The organism is Nonomuraea glycinis (assembly GCF_035920485.1).
Lineage (GTDB): Bacteria > Actinomycetota > Actinomycetes > Streptosporangiales > Streptosporangiaceae > Nonomuraea > Nonomuraea glycinis.
On the sequence record NZ_CP109166.1, the window covers coordinates 4,669,115 to 4,686,098 of the forward strand.

Below are 16,984 nucleotides of genomic sequence, written 5' to 3' on the forward strand. Positions count from 1 at the left end.
ATGAAGAGAGCCACCGGACTCTTAGTCGTCACCGCGCTCGGCCTGTCCGCCTGTGGGTCGGGCGAGCCGGCCACGCCCACGGCCGGTGCCGCCGAGCAGGTGACGATCACGGTCGCCTGTCAGCCCGCCAAGTCGGCGCCCAAGGAGCGCCAGGCGTGGGACGACGACGTGGCCACCTTCATGAAGGCGCACCCCGGCGTGACCGTGAAGAGCACCGACCAGCAGCCGTGCTTCGACCCCAAGACGTTCGGGCCGAAGCTGGCCGGCGGCCAGATGGAGACCGTCTTCGTGGTGCCCGTCACCAACTACGACGACGTGATCGGCAAGAGCCAGGCCCTGGACATCTCGGCGTACACCGGCGAGATCAAGAACTGGAACGATCTGCGCACCGACGTGCGCGAGCTGGTCACCAAGGACGGCAAGACCTACGGCGTGCCCAACGTGCACTACGGCGTCGGCCTGGTCTACAACCGCAAGCTCTTCACCGACGCCGGCCTCGACCCCAACACGCCTCCCACGACCTGGGCCGAGGTCCGTGAGGCCGCCAAGAAGATCGCCGGGCTCGGCTCCGGCCACGTCGGCTACGGCGAGTACTCCGGCGGCAACACCGGCGGCTGGCACTTCACCCAGGCCATCTACGGTCGCGGCGGCAACATCCTGACCCCCGACAACAAGCAGGCCGCCTTCAACTCGCCCGAGGGCAAGGCCGTCCTGCAGACCCTGCACGACATGCGCTGGACCGACGACAGCATGGGCAACAAGCTCCTGGTCGGCTGGGAGTCGCTGATGATGGCGATGGGCAGCGGCAAGGTCGGCATGATGCTCGGCGCCCCCGACGTGGTCACCGACGTGGTCAACAAGTTCAAGGGCAACGTCGCCGACTACGGCATCACCGGCTTCCCTGAGGCCAAGGCGTCGCTCAGCGGCGGCGAGGCGTTCATGGTCAACCCGAAGGCGACGCCCGCCGAGGCCAAGGCCGGGCTGCAGTGGATCGACTTCCGCTTCAACACCGTCGGCAAGGGCCGCTTCGACTTCGCCCGCGGCAAGACCATCGGCAACCCCGTGGGCGTGCCCGACAACGACGTCTACGGCGACTCGGCCACCGGCAAGGCCCTCCAGGCCGACCGCAAGACCAACGCCACCCTCCCGGTCGAGAACTACGAGCCGTACGTCCAGGCCGCCGCCACCATCCCGCCGAAGGCCGAGCCGCCGCACGCCCAGGAGCTCTACGCGATCCTCGACGTGGTCATGTCGGGCGTGCTCAGCCGTAAGGACGCCGACCTCGACAAGCTGCTCGCCGACGCCGAGACCAAGGCGAACGCCGTGCTGGCCGCCAAGGGCTGACCTGTATGCCGGTTCTGAGGCGCAATCTGACGGCCTACGGGTTCCTGTGCGCGGCACTGCTCTGCTTCGCGGTGTTCGCCTGGTACCCGATGGCCAGGGAGTTCATCCTGAGCTTCCAGTCGACCAACCTGATCGACCCGCCCACCTGGGTGGGGCTGGACAACTTCAGCTACGCCGTCAGCGATCCGGCCTTCGCCGACGCCTGGCTGGCCACGCTGCAGTTCACGTTCCTCGCGCTGGCCTGCGGCTACGTCGTACCGTTCGTCGTCGCCGTCGTGCTCAACGAGTTGCGCCACGCCCGGGCCTACCTCAGGTTCGTGGTCTACCTGCCGGTCATGCTGCCGCCGATCGTCGCGGTGCTGCTGTTCAGGTGGTTCTTCGATCCGGGGCCCGGGCTGTTCAACCAGGTTCTGGGCTTCTTCCAGCTGCCCGGCCTGGCCTGGCTCGACTCCCCGACCACCGCCCTGATCTCCCTGGTCATCGTCTCGACCTGGATGAACATGGGCAGCGCCACGCTCATCTACCTCGCCGCCCTGCAGAACATCCCGTCAGAGCTGTACGAGGCCGCCGAGCTGGACGGGGCCGGCATCTGGAAACGGATCAGGCACGTCACGATCCCGCAGACCCGGCTCATCCTGCTCCTCATGCTGATGCTCCAGATCGTCGCCACCATGCAGGTCTTCATCGAGCCGTACATGCTCACCGGCGGCGGCCCGGAGAACTCCACCGTCACCGTCGCCTACCTGCTGTTCCAGTACGCGTTCACCTACCAGAACTACGGCTCCGCCGGCGCCCTCGGCATGATGCTCATGATCGTGCTGCTCGCCTTCGCCGCCTTCCAGCTCCGGCTCACCCGGGAGGACAAGACATGATCTCCGTCGGCGCCCGGGCCGGCACCCGGCGCGGCAGGGCCAGGCGAAGGCGTGGCAGACCGATCGAGTCCCAGTTCCGTACGATCATCTCCCCGCTCCAGCTCAACAGCCGGTGGGGCAGGCGGATCTACTGGGCCGTGCTGGTCACGATCGTGGTGAGTTTCACCCTGATCTTCCTCTTCCCGCTCTACTGGATGATCACCGGCGCCATGAAGACGGGCGAGGAGATCGCCCAGATGCCGCCGACCCTCTTCCCGGCCGAGCCCACCCTGGACTCCTACGTCGAGGCGTGGGACCTGTTCGACCTCGGCACCTTGCTGTGGAACACCGCCTACTACTCCTTCGGCGGGTGGCTGTTCTGCATGGCGGTGGACGTGTCGGCGGCGTACGCGCTGTCGAGGCTGCGGCCGATGTTCGGCGGCGTCATCCTCGGCGCGATGCTGGCCACCCTGATGATCCCGGCCATGGTCGTGCTGATCCCGCTCTACGTCACGGTGGTGGACCTGGGATTGTTGAACAATCCGTGGGGGCTGTGGTTCCCCGCGGCGGCCAACGGGTTCAACATCTTCCTGCTCAAGCGCTTCTTCGACTCGATCCCCAGGGAGCTGATCGAGGCGGCGCAGATCGACGGCGCCGGCCCGCTGCGGGTGCTCTGGTCGGTGGTGCTGCCGATCTCCCGGCCGATCCTCGGCGTGGTGTCCATCTTCACCATCGTCACCTCCTTCAAGGACTTCGTCTGGCCGCTGCTGGTCATGACCGACAGCGACAAGATGACGCTCAGCGTCGGCCTGTCGCAGACCGCGGGCATGGTCTCGCAGAACGCCATCATGGGCGGCCTGGTCGTCGCGAGCGTCCCGACGATCATCGTCTTCTTCATCTTCCAACGTCACATCATGGCGGGCCTGACCGCCGGATCCATCAAAGGATGAGCATGCCGAACACGTGGTGGCGGGGGGCCGCGATCTACCAGGTCTACCTGCGCAGTTTCGCCGACGGCAACGGCGACGGTGTCGGCGACCTGGCCGGGCTCCGATCCCGCCTGCCGTACCTGAAAGACCTCGGCGCCGACGCCATCTGGCTGAACCCGTGGTATCCGTCACCGATGGCCGACGGCGGCTACGACGTGGCCGACTACCGCGACATCGAGCCGGTCTTCGGCACCCTCGCCGAGGCGGAGGCGTTCATCACCGAGGCGCACGAGCTGGACATCAAGGTCATCATCGACGTGGTGCCGAACCACAGCTCCACCGCCAGCGCCTGGTTCCAGGAAGCCCTGACCGACCCGTCGACCAGGGACCGCTTCTGGTTCCGCGACGAGCCGAACGACTGGCGGTCCATCTTCGGCGGCCCCGCCTGGACCCAGGTGCCGGACGGCCAGTGGTACCTGCACCTGTTCGCTCCCGAACAGCCGGACTTCAACTGGGACAACCCGGAGGTGCACGCCGAGTTCGAGGACGTGCTCCGCTTCTGGTTCGATCGCGGCGTCGACGGCGTCCGCATCGACTCGGCGGCCCTGCTGCTCAAGTCGGACACCGCCTACGAGGACCTCGACGGGGTGCACGACGTCTACCGCCGCTGGCGGCAGGTCTCCGACTCCTACGACGAGCGCGTCCTGATCGGCGAGCTGTGGCTGCCCGACCAGGAACGCTTCGCCCGCTACCTGCGCCCCGACGAGCTGCACACTGCCTTCAACTTCGACTTCCTGTCCTGCCCCTGGGACCCCGCCGAGCTGCGCCGGGTCATCGACCTCACCCTCGCCACCCACGCCCCCGTCGGCGCCCCGCCGACGTGGGTGCTGTCCAACCACGACGTCACCCGCCCCGTGACCAGGTACGGCCGCGCCGACACCAGCTTCGCCCACGGCGGCGCCCTGCACGGCACCCCCTCCGACGCCGAGCTCGGCTACCGCCGCGCCCGCGCCGCCGCCCTGCTGGCCATGGCCCTGCCCGGCGGCCTGTACGTCTACCAGGGCGAAGAGCTCGGCCTGCCCGAGGTCGAGTACCTGCCGGACGAGCTGCGCCAGGACCCGATGTACGCCCGCTCCGGCGGCACCAACCCCGGCCGGGACGGCTGCCGAGTGCCGCTGCCCTGGTCGGGCGACGAACCCCCGTTCGGCTTCAGCCCCGGCCGCACGGAGCCGTGGCTGCCCCAGCCGGAAAGCTGGCGCAAACTCTCCGCCGAAGCCCAACTCCCCGACCTGGACTCCATGCTCAACCTCTACCGCGCCGGCCTGCGCCTGCGGCGCTCGTACCTGGGTGACGGGACCCTGAGCTGGCTCCCGTACTCCCCGGCCGTGCTGGCCTTCACCCGGGACTCCGGGCTGACCTGCGTGACCAACCTGGGCGCGGAGGCCGTACCACTGCCTGCGGGAGAGATCCTCCTGACCAGCGCCCCCCTGGAGGACGGCGCCCTACCCCCCGACACCACCGCCTGGCTGGCCCCACATTCGGCGAGTTAACGGCATGGGCCTCGCTTGAGCGCGCTTCGCGCGTTACGAGCTTGGGCCGCGCTGTCCGGGGGAGCCGAGCTCCCCCGGACCCCCTCGCCGGTGGCCTCCGGCCCCCCCGGACCCCCAGGCGTGAGGTGGGGTGTCAGCTCGGCCATGGTGAGCCGATGATGCGTTCGACTGTCTTCGTGCGCTGGAAGTCCGGGATGAAGTGTTCGAGGACGTCGGCGTTCACGGTGCCGTTCGTGGTTTCGGGGCGGTTCTTGAGTCCGTCGACGTAGGTGCGCAGGAACTCGTTCTTGAAGTCCCCCCGTGGGTGGACGGCGAGGATTTCGGCCACCTGATCGTGGTCCAGGCCGTCCCAGCCCAAGCCGAGCAGGTCGGTCAGGACGCCGAGGTGGGTGGTCGCGATCTCCGGGGCCATCCGGCCGGGGATGCCCGGCGTGGTGTGCAGGGCGATCGCCGTCCAGACGGTGTCGGCGGCGGCCGGCGAGAAGCCCCGGTCCAGGAGGAACGTGCGCGCGTGGTCGGCGCCGTCCACTTCGAAGCGCTGCTCGACGTCGGAAAAGGGGGTCAGCAGGCCGGTGTCGTGGAACATGGCCGCCAGGTAGAGCAGCTCCGGGTCCGGTTTCACGCTCAGCCTGTGCGCGTGGATCAGGCCGAAGAGGAAGACCCGCCGGGAGTGGTGGTAGATGAGGGGCTTGCTCGTCTCCCGGATGAGCCCGGTTGCTTCAGCGACCGCCGCTGTCTGAGGTATCTCCAACCCTGCGATGGTCTCAGGCATGACCTTTGACCTCCCGGCTATGTCACGATATGTCCGAGTTTCATGCTGCCCGCCGAGCGGCGCGCGAACCGCCTTCGTATGGCCTCCACACACCGGCGGCGAGCCCTTTTTCCGCGAGCGATTCGAGCACGCGTGTGGTACCCAGACGTGTACTCGGAGATCAAGGGAGAACGGTATGGACACATCGGAAACCCGGCGCGCGGTCGAGACCGCGAGGGCGGCCGCCGCCGCGCTGGGCCTTGAGGTCGACGATGCGGCCGTCATCCATAACTCGGACCGCATCGCGATGCGCCTGCTCCCTTGCGATGTTCTCGTTCGGGTCGCCCCCTCGGCGCATCGAGCCGACTTCGCGTTCGAAGTCGAGGTCGCTCGCCGTCTCGCCGAAGTCGACGGCCCGGTGGCTGAGCTTGATCCTCGGGTCGAACCCCGAGTCCACCTGCGTGACGACTTCGCCCTCTCGTTCTGGACCTACTACGAACCGTTGGGAGCGGAGATCGCCCCGGCCGACTACGCGGACGCGCTCATGCGGCACCATGCCGCCCTGCGCAAGGTCGATCTGGCGGCGCCGCACGTCACCGAGCGCATCGCCGGCGCGCTGAGCGAGGTGAGCGACCGGGAGCAGACTCCGGAGCTGTCCGGCCCCGACCGGGAGCTGCTCAGCACCACACTCAAGAGCGTGAGCGCCGCGATCAGCGGCGGGGAGGCCGGCGAGCAGCTGCTGCACGGCGAGCCGCATCCGGGCAACCTGCTCAACACGAGGAGAGGGCCGCTCTTCGTGGACCTCGCGACGTGCTGCACTGGGCCGATCGAGTTCGACCTCGCCCATGCCCCCGAAGACGTCGACGAGCACTGTCCGGAGGCCGACCACGACCTGATCCACCAGTGCCGCGCCGTGATGTGGGCGTTGTTCTCGACCTGGCGCTGGCGCCGGGACGACCAGTTTCCCGACCGGCACCACTGGAGAGCGGAGGGACTCAACCGGGTTCGAGCCGCACTCGACCGCCGCGGCCTGGACCGGGCTTGACCTCTCGGCCCGACGCGCCGGGTGGAGGTTCGGCGGGTTGGCACTGTGAATGATGAAATTTGGGGCTATGAATCCGTTCGTGCTCAACACGCGCCTGAACCTTGACCGGATCCGCGCGGCTCGCCAGGTGATCGATCCGAGATTCCTGGACACCCCGCTGTACGAGTGCGACGCGCTGGCCGGTCACCTTGGCTGCACGGTGAGCATCAAGCTGGAAACGGCGAACCCGGTCCGCAGCTTCAAGGGCCGGGGCACCGAACTCGTCGCGAGCCTGCTGGCCGACCAGGGCCGGTCGGCCGTGGTGTGCGCGAGCGCCGGCAACCTCGGCCAGGCGCTCGCCTGGTCGGGTCGCCGCCGTGGCCTCGACGTGACGGTCGTGGCCTCGCGCCGGGCGCCCACCGCCAAGCTCGATCGCATCCGCGCCCTGGGTGCGGAGCTGGAGCTGGTGGAAGGCGACTTCGACACGGCCCGCGAGCGGGCGGCGAGCATCGCACGACAGCGCGGCATCCGCTTGGTCGAGGACAGCCTGGACATTGAGACCTGCGAGGGCGCGGCGACCATCGGCCTGGAGCTGGCGAGCGGTACGCCCTCCTTCGACACCGTCCTGATCGCCTTGGGCGGCGGCGCCATGGCCACCGGCGTGGGCCACGTCCTGAAGACCCTGCTGCCGGCGGTCGAGGTGATCTGCGTACAGCCTCTCGGCGCTCCCGCGATGACCCGCTCGTGGCACGAGCGCCGGGTCATCACCACCGACTCCACCGACACCATCGCCGACGGCGTCGCCGGCCGCCACCCCATCCCCGCAGTCCTGGACGACCTCCTGGAGGTGGCTGACGACGCCGTCCTGGTCCAGGAGGCGTCGATCATCGCGGGCATGCGGATGCTCCTGGAGCACGCGGGACTCATCGTCGAACCCTCGGCGGCCCTCGGCGTCGCCGCCGTTCTGGAGGACCCTGATCGGTTCGCCGGACGCCACGTGGCCACCATCATCTGCGGCAGCAACGTCGACCTGGACACCTACCACCGCTGGGTCCGCAGGTAGGTCACCGGAGCCGGCCAGGACGACCAGAGTCCGCCACGAGTTCGGCCCGGACATCGCTCTACTTGGAAAGGACGGATCAGGCTGATCGCCGTTCAGAGGAAGTGTTGCCCAGCTGTGCCAGGTCAAGTTCGATGCGGCGACCATGGACGGTCACGACGATGCTGGCACTTTCGGCTCCCGTTGCCGTGAGGTAGTCGAACAGGGTGGACAACAGCATGTCGTTGCGGTTCTCCAGCCGAGATACCACGCCCTGTCCCACGCCGAGTTTCTTGGCCACCTCAGCTTGGGTCATCTGTCCGGCCTTGCGGATCATCGCCAGGTTCATGGCGTGGACACGGTCCATCTCCTCGGCCGCCTTGTGCGCCACGGCAACGTCTGCGGCAAGGTCTGGATCGGCGAGCAGCCGATCCAGGTGCTCATTGCCACGGACGAAGGTTGTCTCAGGCTCGGTCATGGCTTCTCCTCAAACGCAGTCTCCCGCTTCCACTGATCGATCAGTCCATCGGCGCGTGTGGCCACGCTGTCGTAGAACAGATCTCCCAGTTTCGCCTTGTCTCCGGCGAACAGCGCCACGACGGCCTTCCCCGTGTTCGGTGGAAACCAGCAGATCAATCGCACAGCCACCTCCGGATGGTAGGCGTGCGACACTCGCCAAAGTTGATGGCGGCGCGACCGACGAACCCACCGCAACGTGGCCGTTTCCGCCTCAGGGGTTGGCGGCTCGGTCAAATGCCGAAGCTGATCCAAGGCACGGGCCGTGAACACCAGCAGCAGCTTGGATCGCTGGTCGCCTGCTCCGGCTTCTGCTTCGAGCCGGGTCAAGCCACGTGCCGAATTCGGCCGGCCAATCGATGTCCACAGGCTTCATTATGTCATTGAAGCCATATGCCTTTCAAGTCATATCGATGTCATGGCCCCTCAATCGGCGTCGCCGCCGTTCTGGAGGACCCTGATCGGTTCGCCGGACGCCATGTGGCCACCATCCTCTGCGGCAGCAACGTCGACCTGGACGCCTACCACCGCTGGGTCCGCACGTGAGCACCGAGTGATGGCCAGGGCTCTGCGGATGAGAGGATCCAGGGCATGTATGTCCTGGAGGCCGGAGACGTACACGCTCCTGCTCTTGTGTTGCTGCATGGTGGTGGCGTTGCGGGGTGGATGTGGCGTCCGGTGCTGGAGCGGCTCGGAACGACGGCTCACGTGATCGTTCCTGACCTTCCTGGCCATGGCCGCAGTGCGGGCGAAGCGTATCGATCGCATGAGGAGACCGTTCAAGCTGTCGCGCGAGTGCTGGAGGAGCGCGCGCCGCACGGCGCGATGGTCGCCGGGTTCTCGTTGGGTGCGCAGCTCGCGATACTCCTCGCCGCGACGCGACCCGATCTGGTCACCGATGTCGTGATCGTGAGCGCGCAGGCCGAGCCTCTTCGGTTCCCGCGCGCGACCCTGGGGCTCCTCGCCGCGACCGCACCGCTCGCCCGGCAACGGTGGTTCGCGAGGCTTCAGGCGAAGGAGCTGTTCATCCCGGAGGAGCTTCTGGCCGACTACCTTCGCGACAGCGCTCGTATGAGCCGTGCGACTCTTCTCGCCTCCGTCGGCGAGAACGTCCGCTTCACCCTCCCCGCCGGCTGGGCCGACTTCAAGAACCCGGCGCTGGTGATGGTGGGGGAGCGGGAACGGAAGCTGATGCATGATTCCGCCCGCGCCATCCACGGCTCTCTTCCGGGCAGCCGGCTGATCTCCGTGCCGGACTGCGGCCATGGCATCCCCCTGCAGCGCCCGGATCTGTTCGCCCAGATCCTGGCCGACAGATGGTGAGCAGTCCGATGCGGTCGTAGTCCGCGGACGCGATCACGCCGAGATGAACGGCTCCGTCAGGTGCGGTGTCGCCAAGTGCAGCGTGGTGGCGGTTTCGCGGCCGAGCAGGCGCTTCCTTGAGTGCCTGGCCGCCTCGGGGTCGATCTCGTGCGCGTAGGCGAGCTCGGGGTGGAGCAGTTGGAGCGCGTGCACCAGGAGGTCGCCGGTGATGAGCGCCAGCTCGCGCCCGTCGGCGACCAGCACGCTCTGGTGCCCGGGCGTGTGACCGGGCGTGGCGACCGTGCGCCCGGCCCGCAGCGGCGTGTCACCGTCGAGGAGCCGGAGCCGACCGGCCGCCACGAGGGGGTCGGTGAGGGTCTCGCGAAGCTGCGGGTTGAGCGCGTCGAGTGCGTCGAACTCGGCCCGCTGGAGCAGGTATTCGGCGTTCGGGAAGTAGGGGCGGCGGTCGCTGGTCGCGCCGCCGGGTGCAGGGGCGTCGCCCGCTGATGGGACGGCCGCCTCGGTCACGACCGCCCATCCGACGTGGTCGGTGTGCAGATGCGTGAGCACCACGGTGTCGACGTCGGCCGGGTCGATGCCCGCGGCGGCGAGCGATTCGGGGAGCGTACCGGGCACGGGCGCCCACGACCGGGCCGGGCTGTCCGCTGGACCGATCCCGGCGTCCACGATGGTGAGGCCCTTGTCGCCGCGGATCGCGTACGCGCGGAACTGGAGCCGCCAGCGGCCCTCGGCGTCGACCGCGCCCGGGTCGTAGCGGTCGGCCTCGGCCCACTGAGCGGCCGTGGCCTCGGGGAAGGCCTCGGCGCGCGGGGAGAAGAATGGGCCCTCAGCATCGGCGAGAGCGATGATCTCGGTCGCGCCGATCCGGAGGCGGGGAACGCTGAGGGACATGGCCGCGATCTTGCCATGCCTCGCACACGGGTGGTGACGCGGCCCCGGCGCCGGCTTCTGCAGGGTCGGTCAGGGCCTGCGGCCGTGGAAGGTGCGGCGCAGGTCGCTCACCCAGGCGTCGGGGTTCTCCCAGGGGATGAAGTGGCCGCCGTGGTCGTGGGCGTTGACGTTGACGTGGTTGAACCAGTCGGCCTGCGGGCCGGTCTTGAACGCCCGGACGCGCTCGTTGGCGGTGTGGATGCCGGGCGGGTTCTCGTACGTGACGAAGGTGAGGCCGACCGGGGCCTGCACGACCGGGGCGCGGTCGTGGGCGGGGGTCCAGGGGTAGCGGTTGGCGTTGGCGTAGTAACGCATCGACGTGGCGATGGAGTTGTTCACCCAGTAGATCGTGGCGTGGGTGAGCAGGTCGTCCTTGGTGAAGACGGACTCGACGTCGCCGCCGTTGTCGCTCCAGGCGTTCCAGCGCTCCAGCAGCCAGGCGAGCAGTCCGGCGGGTGAGTCGCTCAGCCCGTGGGCCAGGGTGGCGCCGTCGAGCATGTGCACGGCGAGGTGGGACGCCGAGCGGTGGTCCAGCTCGATGATGCGGGCGCGGGCATCGGCGGGCTGGTCGTCGGTGAGGGGCCGATTCCGGGCGAAGTCCCAGGCGCGGGGGCCGGTGAAGAAGTCGAGCGGCAACCCAGAGCCGATGTGGATGCCGTACAGCTCGTCGGCGTACTTGTGGCCGAGCTGGCTGGTGACGATCCCGCCGATGTCGCAGCCCCCGGCGGCGTACTTCTCGTATCCCAGGGTCTCGGTCATCAGGGTGTGCCAGAGGTCGGAGACCTTCCAGAAGTTGACGTCCGAAAAGCCGGTGAGCGGGCCGGGGAAGCCGAAGCCGGGCAGGGACGGCACGATGACGTCGAACGCGTCGGCGGGATCACCGCCGAACGCGGCCGGGTCGGCGAGCGGGTCGATCACCTTCGACCAGTGCCAGAACGTCCACGGCCAGCCGTGGGTGAGGATCAACGGGATCGGGCGGGGGCCGCGGCCGGGCTTGCGCATGAAGTGCACCGGGACACCGGCGACGCTCACCTGGTAGTGCTCGTAGGCGTTGATGGCGGCCTCGGCCTTGTGCCAGTCGTAGTCGTCCCGCCAGTAGGCGACCAGCTCGCGGAGATAGCTGTCCGGGACGCCGTAGGACCAGTCCGCATTTCCCTCGTCCAGCGGCGGACGGGTCAGTGTGAGACGGGCGCGCAGGTCATCAAGGACCTCGTCGGACACATGGATCGGGGTGGGCTCCAGGGGGAAGCCGTGCGGGGTGGTCATGGCGTGGTTCCTTACTGGGCGGGGCGAAGCGGTGCCGTCGGCCCACTGGGTGGTTGGGCGGCGAGCCGGGCCATTTCGAGGAGCGCGGGCAGCGACGCGGCGAGTGCCTGCCGGTGGTGCGCGTCGAGCCGGCCGGCCAGGACGGCCAGGCGGCCGATGCGCTCCTTTCGCCGCGATTCGACCACCTTGGCACCGGCGGGCGTGACCTGCACCAGCACCGCCCGGCGGTCCGAGGGGTCCGGGGACCGCACGGCCAGGCCGTCCCGCTCGAGCCGGGTGACGAGCTGCGTCATCGCCGGTTGGGTGACTCGCTCGCTCGCCGTCAGTTCAGACAGCCGCATCGGTCCGGTGCCCGCCAGAGTGTGCAGGACACCCAAGGTGGTAAAGCTCATCTGCTCAACCGACGCCAGGCGGATGAACGCCGCCGTGAACTGCTCCATGGCGAGGTCCAGCGCTTCGACGTCCAGGCCGGTAGGCGACGGAATCAGGGACATGCTCCGCATTCTATCAGCAACCTATATAAGCTTCCTATTTAAAGGAGCGAAAGCTGCGCGCCTTCAGATGCTGCGGTGGACGATCAGCCAGGTGGCCACCGCCGTCGTGTCGGGGGAGCGGTTGCCGATGATGTGGGGGCGGGTGCAGGGGAAGGTGATCGAGTCGCCGGGGGCCAGGATGACCAGCTCGGATTCGAACTCGATGGTCAGTTCGCCCGAGGTCACCGTGCCGACCTCGTACCCGTCGTGCTTGAGGAACTGGCCGTGCGCCGTGGAGACCGCGCCCGGCGGGTAGGTCGACTCGAAGAATTCCACGTCGGGGGCCGGCACGGGGGAGAGCCGGCGGAAGGTGACGCCGCCGTCGAGGCGGATGGGTGAGACCTCCCACGAGCGCCGGATCGCGAAGGTCTGCGTGGGCTCCTGGTCAGGGCTGTCCGGCTGATCGAACACGGCGGCCAGGGGGACGTCGATGGCGGAGACGAAGGCGATCAGCCTGCTCACCGACGGGCGCATCTGGCCCCGCTCGATCTGGGAGACCGCGCTGGCCGAGATGCCGAGCTCGCGCGCCACCGCGCGCAGCGACTTGCCCGACCGCAGGCGGAGCTCACGTAGCCGCCTGCCCAGGAACTCGCTGCTGACCGCTTCCAGGTCTGTCATGTGCTCCGCACTGGTTGTCACAAGGGTTTAACACGGCCGCAATTCGGGCCCGCGTGTACAGACATAGGTTAACGAGCAGTGTTAAGTGGTTACTTAACAGGCAGGGCAATCCACAGCAGCAATCTATCCCCCCAGGATGCCGCGATGATCGAGCCTCCCGCCCCCCGCCCTCTCACTGAGCCTGAGCCCGACTACGACCCCCGCCTCGCGAACGAGGACCTGGCGCCGCTGAAGAAGCAGACCTGGTCGTCGTACAACATCTTCGCCTTCTGGATGTCCGACGTGCACAGCGTCGGCGGCTACGTCACCGCGGGCAGCCTGTTCGCGCTCGGGCTGGCGAGCTGGCAGGTGCTGTTCGCGCTCGTCGCCGGCATCGTCATCGTCAACGTGTTCTGCAACCTGGTGGCCAAGCCGAGCCAGGTCACGGGCGTGCCGTACCCGGTGATCAACCGGGCCGTCTTCGGCGTGCTCGGCGCGAACATCCCCGCCATCGTCCGCGGCGTCATCGCCATCGCCTGGTACGGCGTGCAGACGTACCTCGCCTCGCAGGCCCTGATCATCGTCTTCCTCAAGTTCTGGCCGGCCACGGCCGCGCTGAACACGCCGACCTTCCTCGGGCTGTCCGCGCTCGGCTACATCTGTTACGCCATTCTCTGGGTGGCCCAGGCGGCCGTCTTCTGGCGGGGCATGGAGTCGATCCGGCGGTTCATCGACTGGGCGGGGCCGGCGGTCTACGTCGTCATGCTGGCGCTGGCCATCTACCTGGTGAGCCAGGCGGGCTGGGAGAACATCAGCCTCGACCTCTCCCAGGGGGAGAGCCTCGGCTTCGCCGAGTCCATCCCGGTCATGCTCAGCGCGATCGCGCTGGTCGTGTCGTACTTCTCCGGTCCGATGCTGAACTTCGGGGACTTCTCCCGGTACGCCGGATCGTTCGAGGCCGTCAAGCGGGGCAACCTCCTCGGGCTGCCGATCAACTTCCTGTTCTTCTCCGTGCTGACCGTGATCACCGCCTCGGCCACCGTGCCCGTCTTCGGCGAGCTCATCACCGACCCGATCCACACCGTGGAGCGCATCGACACGCCGTTCGCGATCCTGCTCGGCGGGCTCACCTTCGTCATCGCGACGGTCGGCATCAACATCGTGGCCAACTTCATCTCGCCGGCGTTCGACTTCTCCAACGTCAGCCCGCAGCGGATCAGCTGGCGCACCGGCGGCATGATCGCGGCCGTCGGCTCGGTGCTGCTCACGCCGTGGAACTGGTACAGCAACCCGGACGCCATCCACTACACGCTGGGCCTGCTCGGCGCGCTCATCGGGCCGCTGTTCGGCATCCTGATCGCCGGCTACTACATCTGCGCGCGGCAGCGGGTCATCGTGGACGACATGTTCACCATGAACCCGGAGGGCCGCTACTGGTTCCGCGGCGGGTTCAACCCCAACGCCGTCTGGGCGACCGTCGCCGCGGGCGTGCCCGCGATGGCCTCGGTGCTACTGCCGAAGATGCTGATCGACCTCGGCGTCACCACGGCCGACTACGGCTGGATCTCCGACTACAGCTGGTTCATCGGCTGCGGGCTCGGCTTCGTGGCGCTGATCGCGCTGGAACGCCGTACTCCGCGGATCTCCATCAGCGTGCAGGACGGTTGATGGCGCACATCAAGGTGATCAACCCCAACACCGCCCGGGCCATGACCGAGACCATCGGCCGCTGCGCCCGGGCGGTCGCGGCGCCTGCCACCGTCATCACGGCCGTCAGCCCCGCTATGGGGCCGGCCTCCATCGAGAGCCACTACGACGAGGCGCTGGCCGTGCCGGGGCTGCTCGCGGAGATCGCGGCCGGGGAGCGCGACGGCGTGGACGGGTACGTCATCGCCTGCTTCGGCGACCCGGGCCTGCACGCGGCCCGTGAGCTGGCCGCCGGTCCGGTGGTGGGGATCGCCGAGGCGGCCATGCACGCGGCCACCCTGGTCGGCAGCGGCTTCAGCGTCGTCACCACCCTGTCCAGAACGGTCGGCCGCGCCTGGCACCTGGCCCGTGAGTACGGCTTCGGCGCCGCCTGCCGGGGCGTGCACGCCTGTGACATCCCGGTCCTGGACCTGGACGACCCCGCCTCCGACGCCCGCAAGGTGGTGGCCGAGCTGTGCGCCAGCGCGCTGGAGGCCGACGGCAGCGACACGATCGTGCTGGGCTGCGCGGGCATGGCGGACTTCTGTACGGAGGTCTCGCGGGACCTGGGCGTCCCGGTGATCGACGGCGTGGCGGCGGCCACCAAGCTCGTGGAGTCGCTGGTCGCCCTCGGCCTGCGCACGAGCACCCGAGGGGAGTACGCCCACCCGCTGCCCAAACGCTACTCGGGCCTGCTCCACGACTTCACCATCTGAACCCGGCGCCTGCGGAATCACAGCATCTTCTATGGCGCGATAGCGCATTTCCATCAATGGCTGTCCCCGTCCTCGACCTCGCATGATCGTCAGATATGCTGGTCAGAGGCTGCGGGTTTCAATCAGCGAGATCTCTCCGCCGGTGAACCCTTCGACCTTGCCGTAGTAGGTGAAGAGGCAGTTCTTGCGCTCACGCAGGAGCGCCAGCGCATCGTGATGCTTCCCGAGTTCCAGCAAGCCCCTTGCCGCCATGTCCGTTCCCATGGCCCAAACGCCGCAAAGGATGACGCTGCACTCGGTGGGGCTGCGCCAGTGAACGAAGACGAAACCGTAGTCCTCCCGGAGGGTATCTTCGGTGTCACGGCGGGGGCGGAAATGTGTCGAGCCGTAGCGGCCCTCGTGCTCGGGGTAGAGGATCTCGAACTCGGAGAACTGCTCCTCGATGATTTTGCGTGACACGGCGTTGACGCTCGGACCGCCGATGCAAAATGTCATGGCGGCCGAGGAGTCGTATTCTGTCGCCGGGTGCATACGGAAAGAACATCTGCGACTGACGGCTCGAATGCCGTCGGTGAGCTTCGCGATGGCGACGCCTTCCGCCATCGGCATCAACATGACGTTCGCCGGGAACCTGGCCTCTACGCCGAGGTGGGGAATGGGCAGGCTTTCGATGCCGAAACTCGGCAGTACGATCTGCACGTTTTGGGCACGTCCAACAAGCCACTTCATGTGGTCCAGTGCCCTTCTGCCTCGGTAACGCTCTGCGAGTAGTCCTACGGTGAAGGCAGCTAATGCAACGACTATGCTGGCGGCAACATTGCCGACTATGTCACCGACTGTCACATCCATATTAGCTCATCCGCCTATTTCTATTATTGTCTTTATGTCGTCGTCACGGATGAGCAAACCCTCCACGGCCCGGGAGAGTGGCAGTCTCCTGGTGATCAACTCTTCCAGCCAACTTTGCTCGGCGTTGGCGAGCGCCTCGGCCGCCGCTTTGAAATGTTCTCTGCTGGCATTGACGATCCCGAAGGTCACGTTGTTTCTCATCACCATCTCGCGGTAGAGGTGGTTGGCGTCCACCGAGAGATCGAGCGGAGGCCAAGAAAAACCGATGATGCAGAGAATTCCGTTTCGGTTCAGGCCTTTTATCTCCTCCGTCACCACATCGCCTGCTCCCGTCGTGTCTATGACTATGTCGGGCGAGATCTTCTGCATCACCGTGGATATATCCCCGGTGTGATAATGGGCGTCAAGGCCGCGGGCAAGAAGTGGCCGTGGCCCCGACTTCAATCGATCGAACAGGTGGACTTCCAGTCCGCGCCCGGCGGCGAGAAGTCCGCACATCAACCCAACCGTCCCCGCGCCGGAAATGAGTACGACGCGGGGGGCAAACCACGCCCGCTTTCCGATGGCGTCGATGTGGGCCCAGCCTTTGGCGGCCACACTGGCAGGTTCCACGAGCACGCCGGTGCTCACCATGGACGACGGAATCGCCAGTACGTCATCGGGATGGGACGTCCACATCTCCGACCCGAATCCATCCCGGCCCTTGATGCCACGCTCGGTGTAGGCGCCGTTGACACACATGTCGGACTCCCCTGCCGCGCAGGCGGAGCAGGGGATTGGGTCGGGGAAGCGGACATAGCCGGTCACGAGTGTGCCAGGGGCGCAGGAGGAGCCCACGGGTGCGTGGATGACGCGTCCTACTGATTCATGTCCGAGGACGAGGTGGTTATGGCCATTGGCCGCCATTCCGAAAAGGCCGGAGGCGAGATCCCGGTCGGTCGCGCATATCCCGAGCGATACGCCCTGGATGATGAGATGATCCGGTTTGGGATCGAGATCATCCAGTTCGGTAATCGCAGCGGAGTTTGCGTGTCCGGGAATGATAGTGAGTGCCCGCAATGTAGCCTCCTGGCCTTTCCG

19 protein-coding genes are annotated in these 16,984 nt (G+C 67.6%); 10 read left to right on the plus strand and 9 right to left on the minus strand.

Annotation, left to right across the window (positions count from 1 at the left end):
• Genes OHA68_RS22095 through OHA68_RS22110 form a run of 4 tightly spaced genes read left to right on the plus strand, consistent with a single transcriptional unit; the run spans window position 1 to window position 4,674 of the window.
• Window positions 1–1,344, plus strand: a complete 1,344-nt coding sequence (locus OHA68_RS22095; protein WP_327109332.1) for an ABC transporter substrate-binding protein — start codon at window positions 1–3, stop codon at window positions 1,342–1,344.
• 5 nt (window positions 1,345–1,349) lie between these two features.
• Window positions 1,350–2,216 carry a carbohydrate ABC transporter permease gene (locus tag OHA68_RS22100; protein ID WP_189138527.1) on the plus strand — a complete coding sequence of 289 codons (867 nt, stop codon included), beginning with the start codon at window positions 1,350–1,352 and terminating at the stop codon, window positions 2,214–2,216.
• On the plus strand, window positions 2,213–3,145 hold the full coding sequence (locus OHA68_RS22105) for a carbohydrate ABC transporter permease (RefSeq protein ID WP_189138526.1): 933 nt from the start codon (window positions 2,213–2,215) through the stop codon (window positions 3,143–3,145). The genes OHA68_RS22100 and OHA68_RS22105 overlap by 4 nt, the downstream gene beginning before the upstream one ends.
• 2 nt (window positions 3,146–3,147) lie before the next feature.
• Entirely contained in the window at window positions 3,148–4,674 is a 1,527-nt protein-coding gene (locus OHA68_RS22110) for a glycoside hydrolase family 13 protein (RefSeq protein WP_327109333.1), read from the plus strand.
• Window positions 4,675–4,807: 133 nt separating this feature from the next.
• On the opposite strand, the gene OHA68_RS22115 is transcribed toward OHA68_RS22110, so the two are convergent.
• Window positions 4,808–5,446: an HD domain-containing protein gene (locus tag OHA68_RS22115; RefSeq protein WP_327109334.1), complete on the minus strand. Its 639-nt coding sequence runs from the start codon at window positions 5,444–5,446 to the stop codon at window positions 4,808–4,810.
• Between the two features lie 175 nt (window positions 5,447–5,621).
• Here OHA68_RS22115 and OHA68_RS22120 point away from each other — a divergent pair, with 175 nt between their 5' ends.
• Window positions 5,622–6,470: a phosphotransferase gene (locus tag OHA68_RS22120; RefSeq protein ID WP_327109335.1), complete on the plus strand. Its 849-nt coding sequence runs from the start codon at window positions 5,622–5,624 to the stop codon at window positions 6,468–6,470.
• Window positions 6,471–6,549: 79 nt separating this feature from the next.
• Complete coding sequence (locus OHA68_RS22125) at window positions 6,550–7,512, plus strand: threonine ammonia-lyase (RefSeq protein WP_327109336.1); 963 nt, start codon at window positions 6,550–6,552, stop codon at window positions 7,510–7,512.
• A gap of 76 nt (window positions 7,513–7,588) precedes the next feature.
• On the opposite strand, the gene OHA68_RS22130 is transcribed toward OHA68_RS22125, so the two are convergent.
• Together OHA68_RS22130 and OHA68_RS22135 are read right to left on the minus strand one after the other, a co-directional pair.
• Window positions 7,589–7,966: a helix-turn-helix domain-containing protein gene (locus OHA68_RS22130; RefSeq protein WP_327109337.1), complete on the minus strand. Its 378-nt coding sequence runs from the start codon at window positions 7,964–7,966 to the stop codon at window positions 7,589–7,591.
• Window positions 7,963–8,334, minus strand: a complete 372-nt coding sequence (locus OHA68_RS22135; RefSeq protein WP_327109338.1) for a hypothetical protein — start codon at window positions 8,332–8,334, stop codon at window positions 7,963–7,965. Before OHA68_RS22135 ends, OHA68_RS22130 begins: the two co-directional genes overlap by 4 nt.
• Window positions 8,335–8,397: 63 nt before the next feature.
• On the opposite strand from OHA68_RS22135, the gene OHA68_RS22140 reads away from it, so the two are divergent.
• Both OHA68_RS22140 and OHA68_RS22145 read left to right on the plus strand, forming a co-directional pair.
• Window positions 8,398–8,550 (plus strand): hypothetical protein, encoded by a 153-nt coding sequence (locus OHA68_RS22140; protein ID WP_327109339.1) that lies wholly within the window; start codon window positions 8,398–8,400, stop codon window positions 8,548–8,550.
• A 45-nt stretch (window positions 8,551–8,595) separates the two neighbouring features.
• On the plus strand, window positions 8,596–9,327 hold the full coding sequence (locus tag OHA68_RS22145) for an alpha/beta fold hydrolase (RefSeq protein ID WP_327109340.1): 732 nt from the start codon (window positions 8,596–8,598) through the stop codon (window positions 9,325–9,327).
• Between the two features lie 33 nt (window positions 9,328–9,360).
• On the opposite strand, the gene OHA68_RS22150 is transcribed toward OHA68_RS22145, so the two are convergent.
• The 4 genes from OHA68_RS22150 to OHA68_RS22165 form a co-directional block, all read right to left on the minus strand.
• A complete protein-coding gene (locus OHA68_RS22150) occupies window positions 9,361–10,218 on the minus strand; it encodes an MBL fold metallo-hydrolase (protein ID WP_327109341.1) in 858 nt (285 codons plus the stop codon).
• A gap of 69 nt (window positions 10,219–10,287) precedes the next feature.
• A complete protein-coding gene (locus OHA68_RS22155; RefSeq protein WP_327109342.1) occupies window positions 10,288–11,523 on the minus strand; it encodes an epoxide hydrolase family protein in 1,236 nt (411 codons plus the stop codon).
• An 11-nt stretch (window positions 11,524–11,534) separates the two neighbouring features.
• Window positions 11,535–12,017, minus strand: a complete 483-nt coding sequence (locus OHA68_RS22160) for a MarR family transcriptional regulator (RefSeq protein WP_327109343.1) — start codon at window positions 12,015–12,017, stop codon at window positions 11,535–11,537.
• A gap of 63 nt (window positions 12,018–12,080) precedes the next feature.
• On the minus strand, window positions 12,081–12,674 hold the full coding sequence (locus OHA68_RS22165; protein WP_189138515.1) for a helix-turn-helix domain-containing protein: 594 nt from the start codon (window positions 12,672–12,674) through the stop codon (window positions 12,081–12,083).
• 144 nt (window positions 12,675–12,818) lie between these two features.
• Here OHA68_RS22165 and OHA68_RS22170 point away from each other — a divergent pair, with 144 nt between their 5' ends.
• Window positions 12,819–14,321 (plus strand): NCS1 family nucleobase:cation symporter-1, encoded by a 1,503-nt coding sequence (locus OHA68_RS22170; protein ID WP_327109344.1) that lies wholly within the window; start codon window positions 12,819–12,821, stop codon window positions 14,319–14,321.
• Window positions 14,321–15,055, plus strand: a complete 735-nt coding sequence (locus tag OHA68_RS22175; protein WP_327109345.1) for an aspartate/glutamate racemase family protein — start codon at window positions 14,321–14,323, stop codon at window positions 15,053–15,055. The genes OHA68_RS22170 and OHA68_RS22175 overlap by 1 nt, the downstream gene beginning before the upstream one ends.
• A gap of 102 nt (window positions 15,056–15,157) precedes the next feature.
• Here OHA68_RS22175 and OHA68_RS22180 read toward each other — a convergent pair whose 3' ends face one another.
• Together OHA68_RS22180 and OHA68_RS22185 are read right to left on the minus strand one after the other, a co-directional pair.
• Window positions 15,158–15,754 (minus strand): hypothetical protein, encoded by a 597-nt coding sequence (locus OHA68_RS22180; protein ID WP_327109346.1) that lies wholly within the window; start codon window positions 15,752–15,754, stop codon window positions 15,158–15,160.
• 156 nt (window positions 15,755–15,910) lie between these two features.
• A complete protein-coding gene (locus OHA68_RS22185; RefSeq protein ID WP_327109347.1) occupies window positions 15,911–16,963 on the minus strand; it encodes an alcohol dehydrogenase catalytic domain-containing protein in 1,053 nt (350 codons plus the stop codon).
• Window positions 16,964–16,984: the final 21 nt, after the last annotated feature.

Coding starts and splice junctions, on each gene's coding strand:
- OHA68_RS22095 (WP_327109332.1), top strand. CDS start 1: ATGAAGAGAGCCACCGGACTCTTAGTCGTCACCGCGCTCGGCCTGTCC.
- OHA68_RS22100 (WP_189138527.1), top strand. CDS start 1,350: ATGCCGGTTCTGAGGCGCAATCTGACGGCCTACGGGTTCCTGTGCGCG.
- OHA68_RS22105 (WP_189138526.1), top strand. CDS start 2,213: ATGATCTCCGTCGGCGCCCGGGCCGGCACCCGGCGCGGCAGGGCCAGG.
- OHA68_RS22110 (WP_327109333.1), top strand. CDS start 3,148: ATGCCGAACACGTGGTGGCGGGGGGCCGCGATCTACCAGGTCTACCTG.
- OHA68_RS22115 (WP_327109334.1), bottom strand. CDS start 5,446: ATGCCTGAGACCATCGCAGGGTTGGAGATACCTCAGACAGCGGCGGTC.
- OHA68_RS22120 (WP_327109335.1), top strand. CDS start 5,622: ATGGACACATCGGAAACCCGGCGCGCGGTCGAGACCGCGAGGGCGGCC.
- OHA68_RS22130 (WP_327109337.1), bottom strand. CDS start 7,966: ATGACCGAGCCTGAGACAACCTTCGTCCGTGGCAATGAGCACCTGGAT.
- OHA68_RS22140 (WP_327109339.1), top strand. CDS start 8,398: ATGCCTTTCAAGTCATATCGATGTCATGGCCCCTCAATCGGCGTCGCC.
- OHA68_RS22145 (WP_327109340.1), top strand. CDS start 8,596: ATGTATGTCCTGGAGGCCGGAGACGTACACGCTCCTGCTCTTGTGTTG.
- OHA68_RS22150 (WP_327109341.1), bottom strand. CDS start 10,218: ATGTCCCTCAGCGTTCCCCGCCTCCGGATCGGCGCGACCGAGATCATC.
- OHA68_RS22155 (WP_327109342.1), bottom strand. CDS start 11,523: ATGACCACCCCGCACGGCTTCCCCCTGGAGCCCACCCCGATCCATGTG.
- OHA68_RS22160 (WP_327109343.1), bottom strand. CDS start 12,017: ATGTCCCTGATTCCGTCGCCTACCGGCCTGGACGTCGAAGCGCTGGAC.
- OHA68_RS22165 (WP_189138515.1), bottom strand. CDS start 12,674: ATGACAGACCTGGAAGCGGTCAGCAGCGAGTTCCTGGGCAGGCGGCTA.
- OHA68_RS22170 (WP_327109344.1), top strand. CDS start 12,819: ATGATCGAGCCTCCCGCCCCCCGCCCTCTCACTGAGCCTGAGCCCGAC.
- OHA68_RS22175 (WP_327109345.1), top strand. CDS start 14,321: ATGGCGCACATCAAGGTGATCAACCCCAACACCGCCCGGGCCATGACC.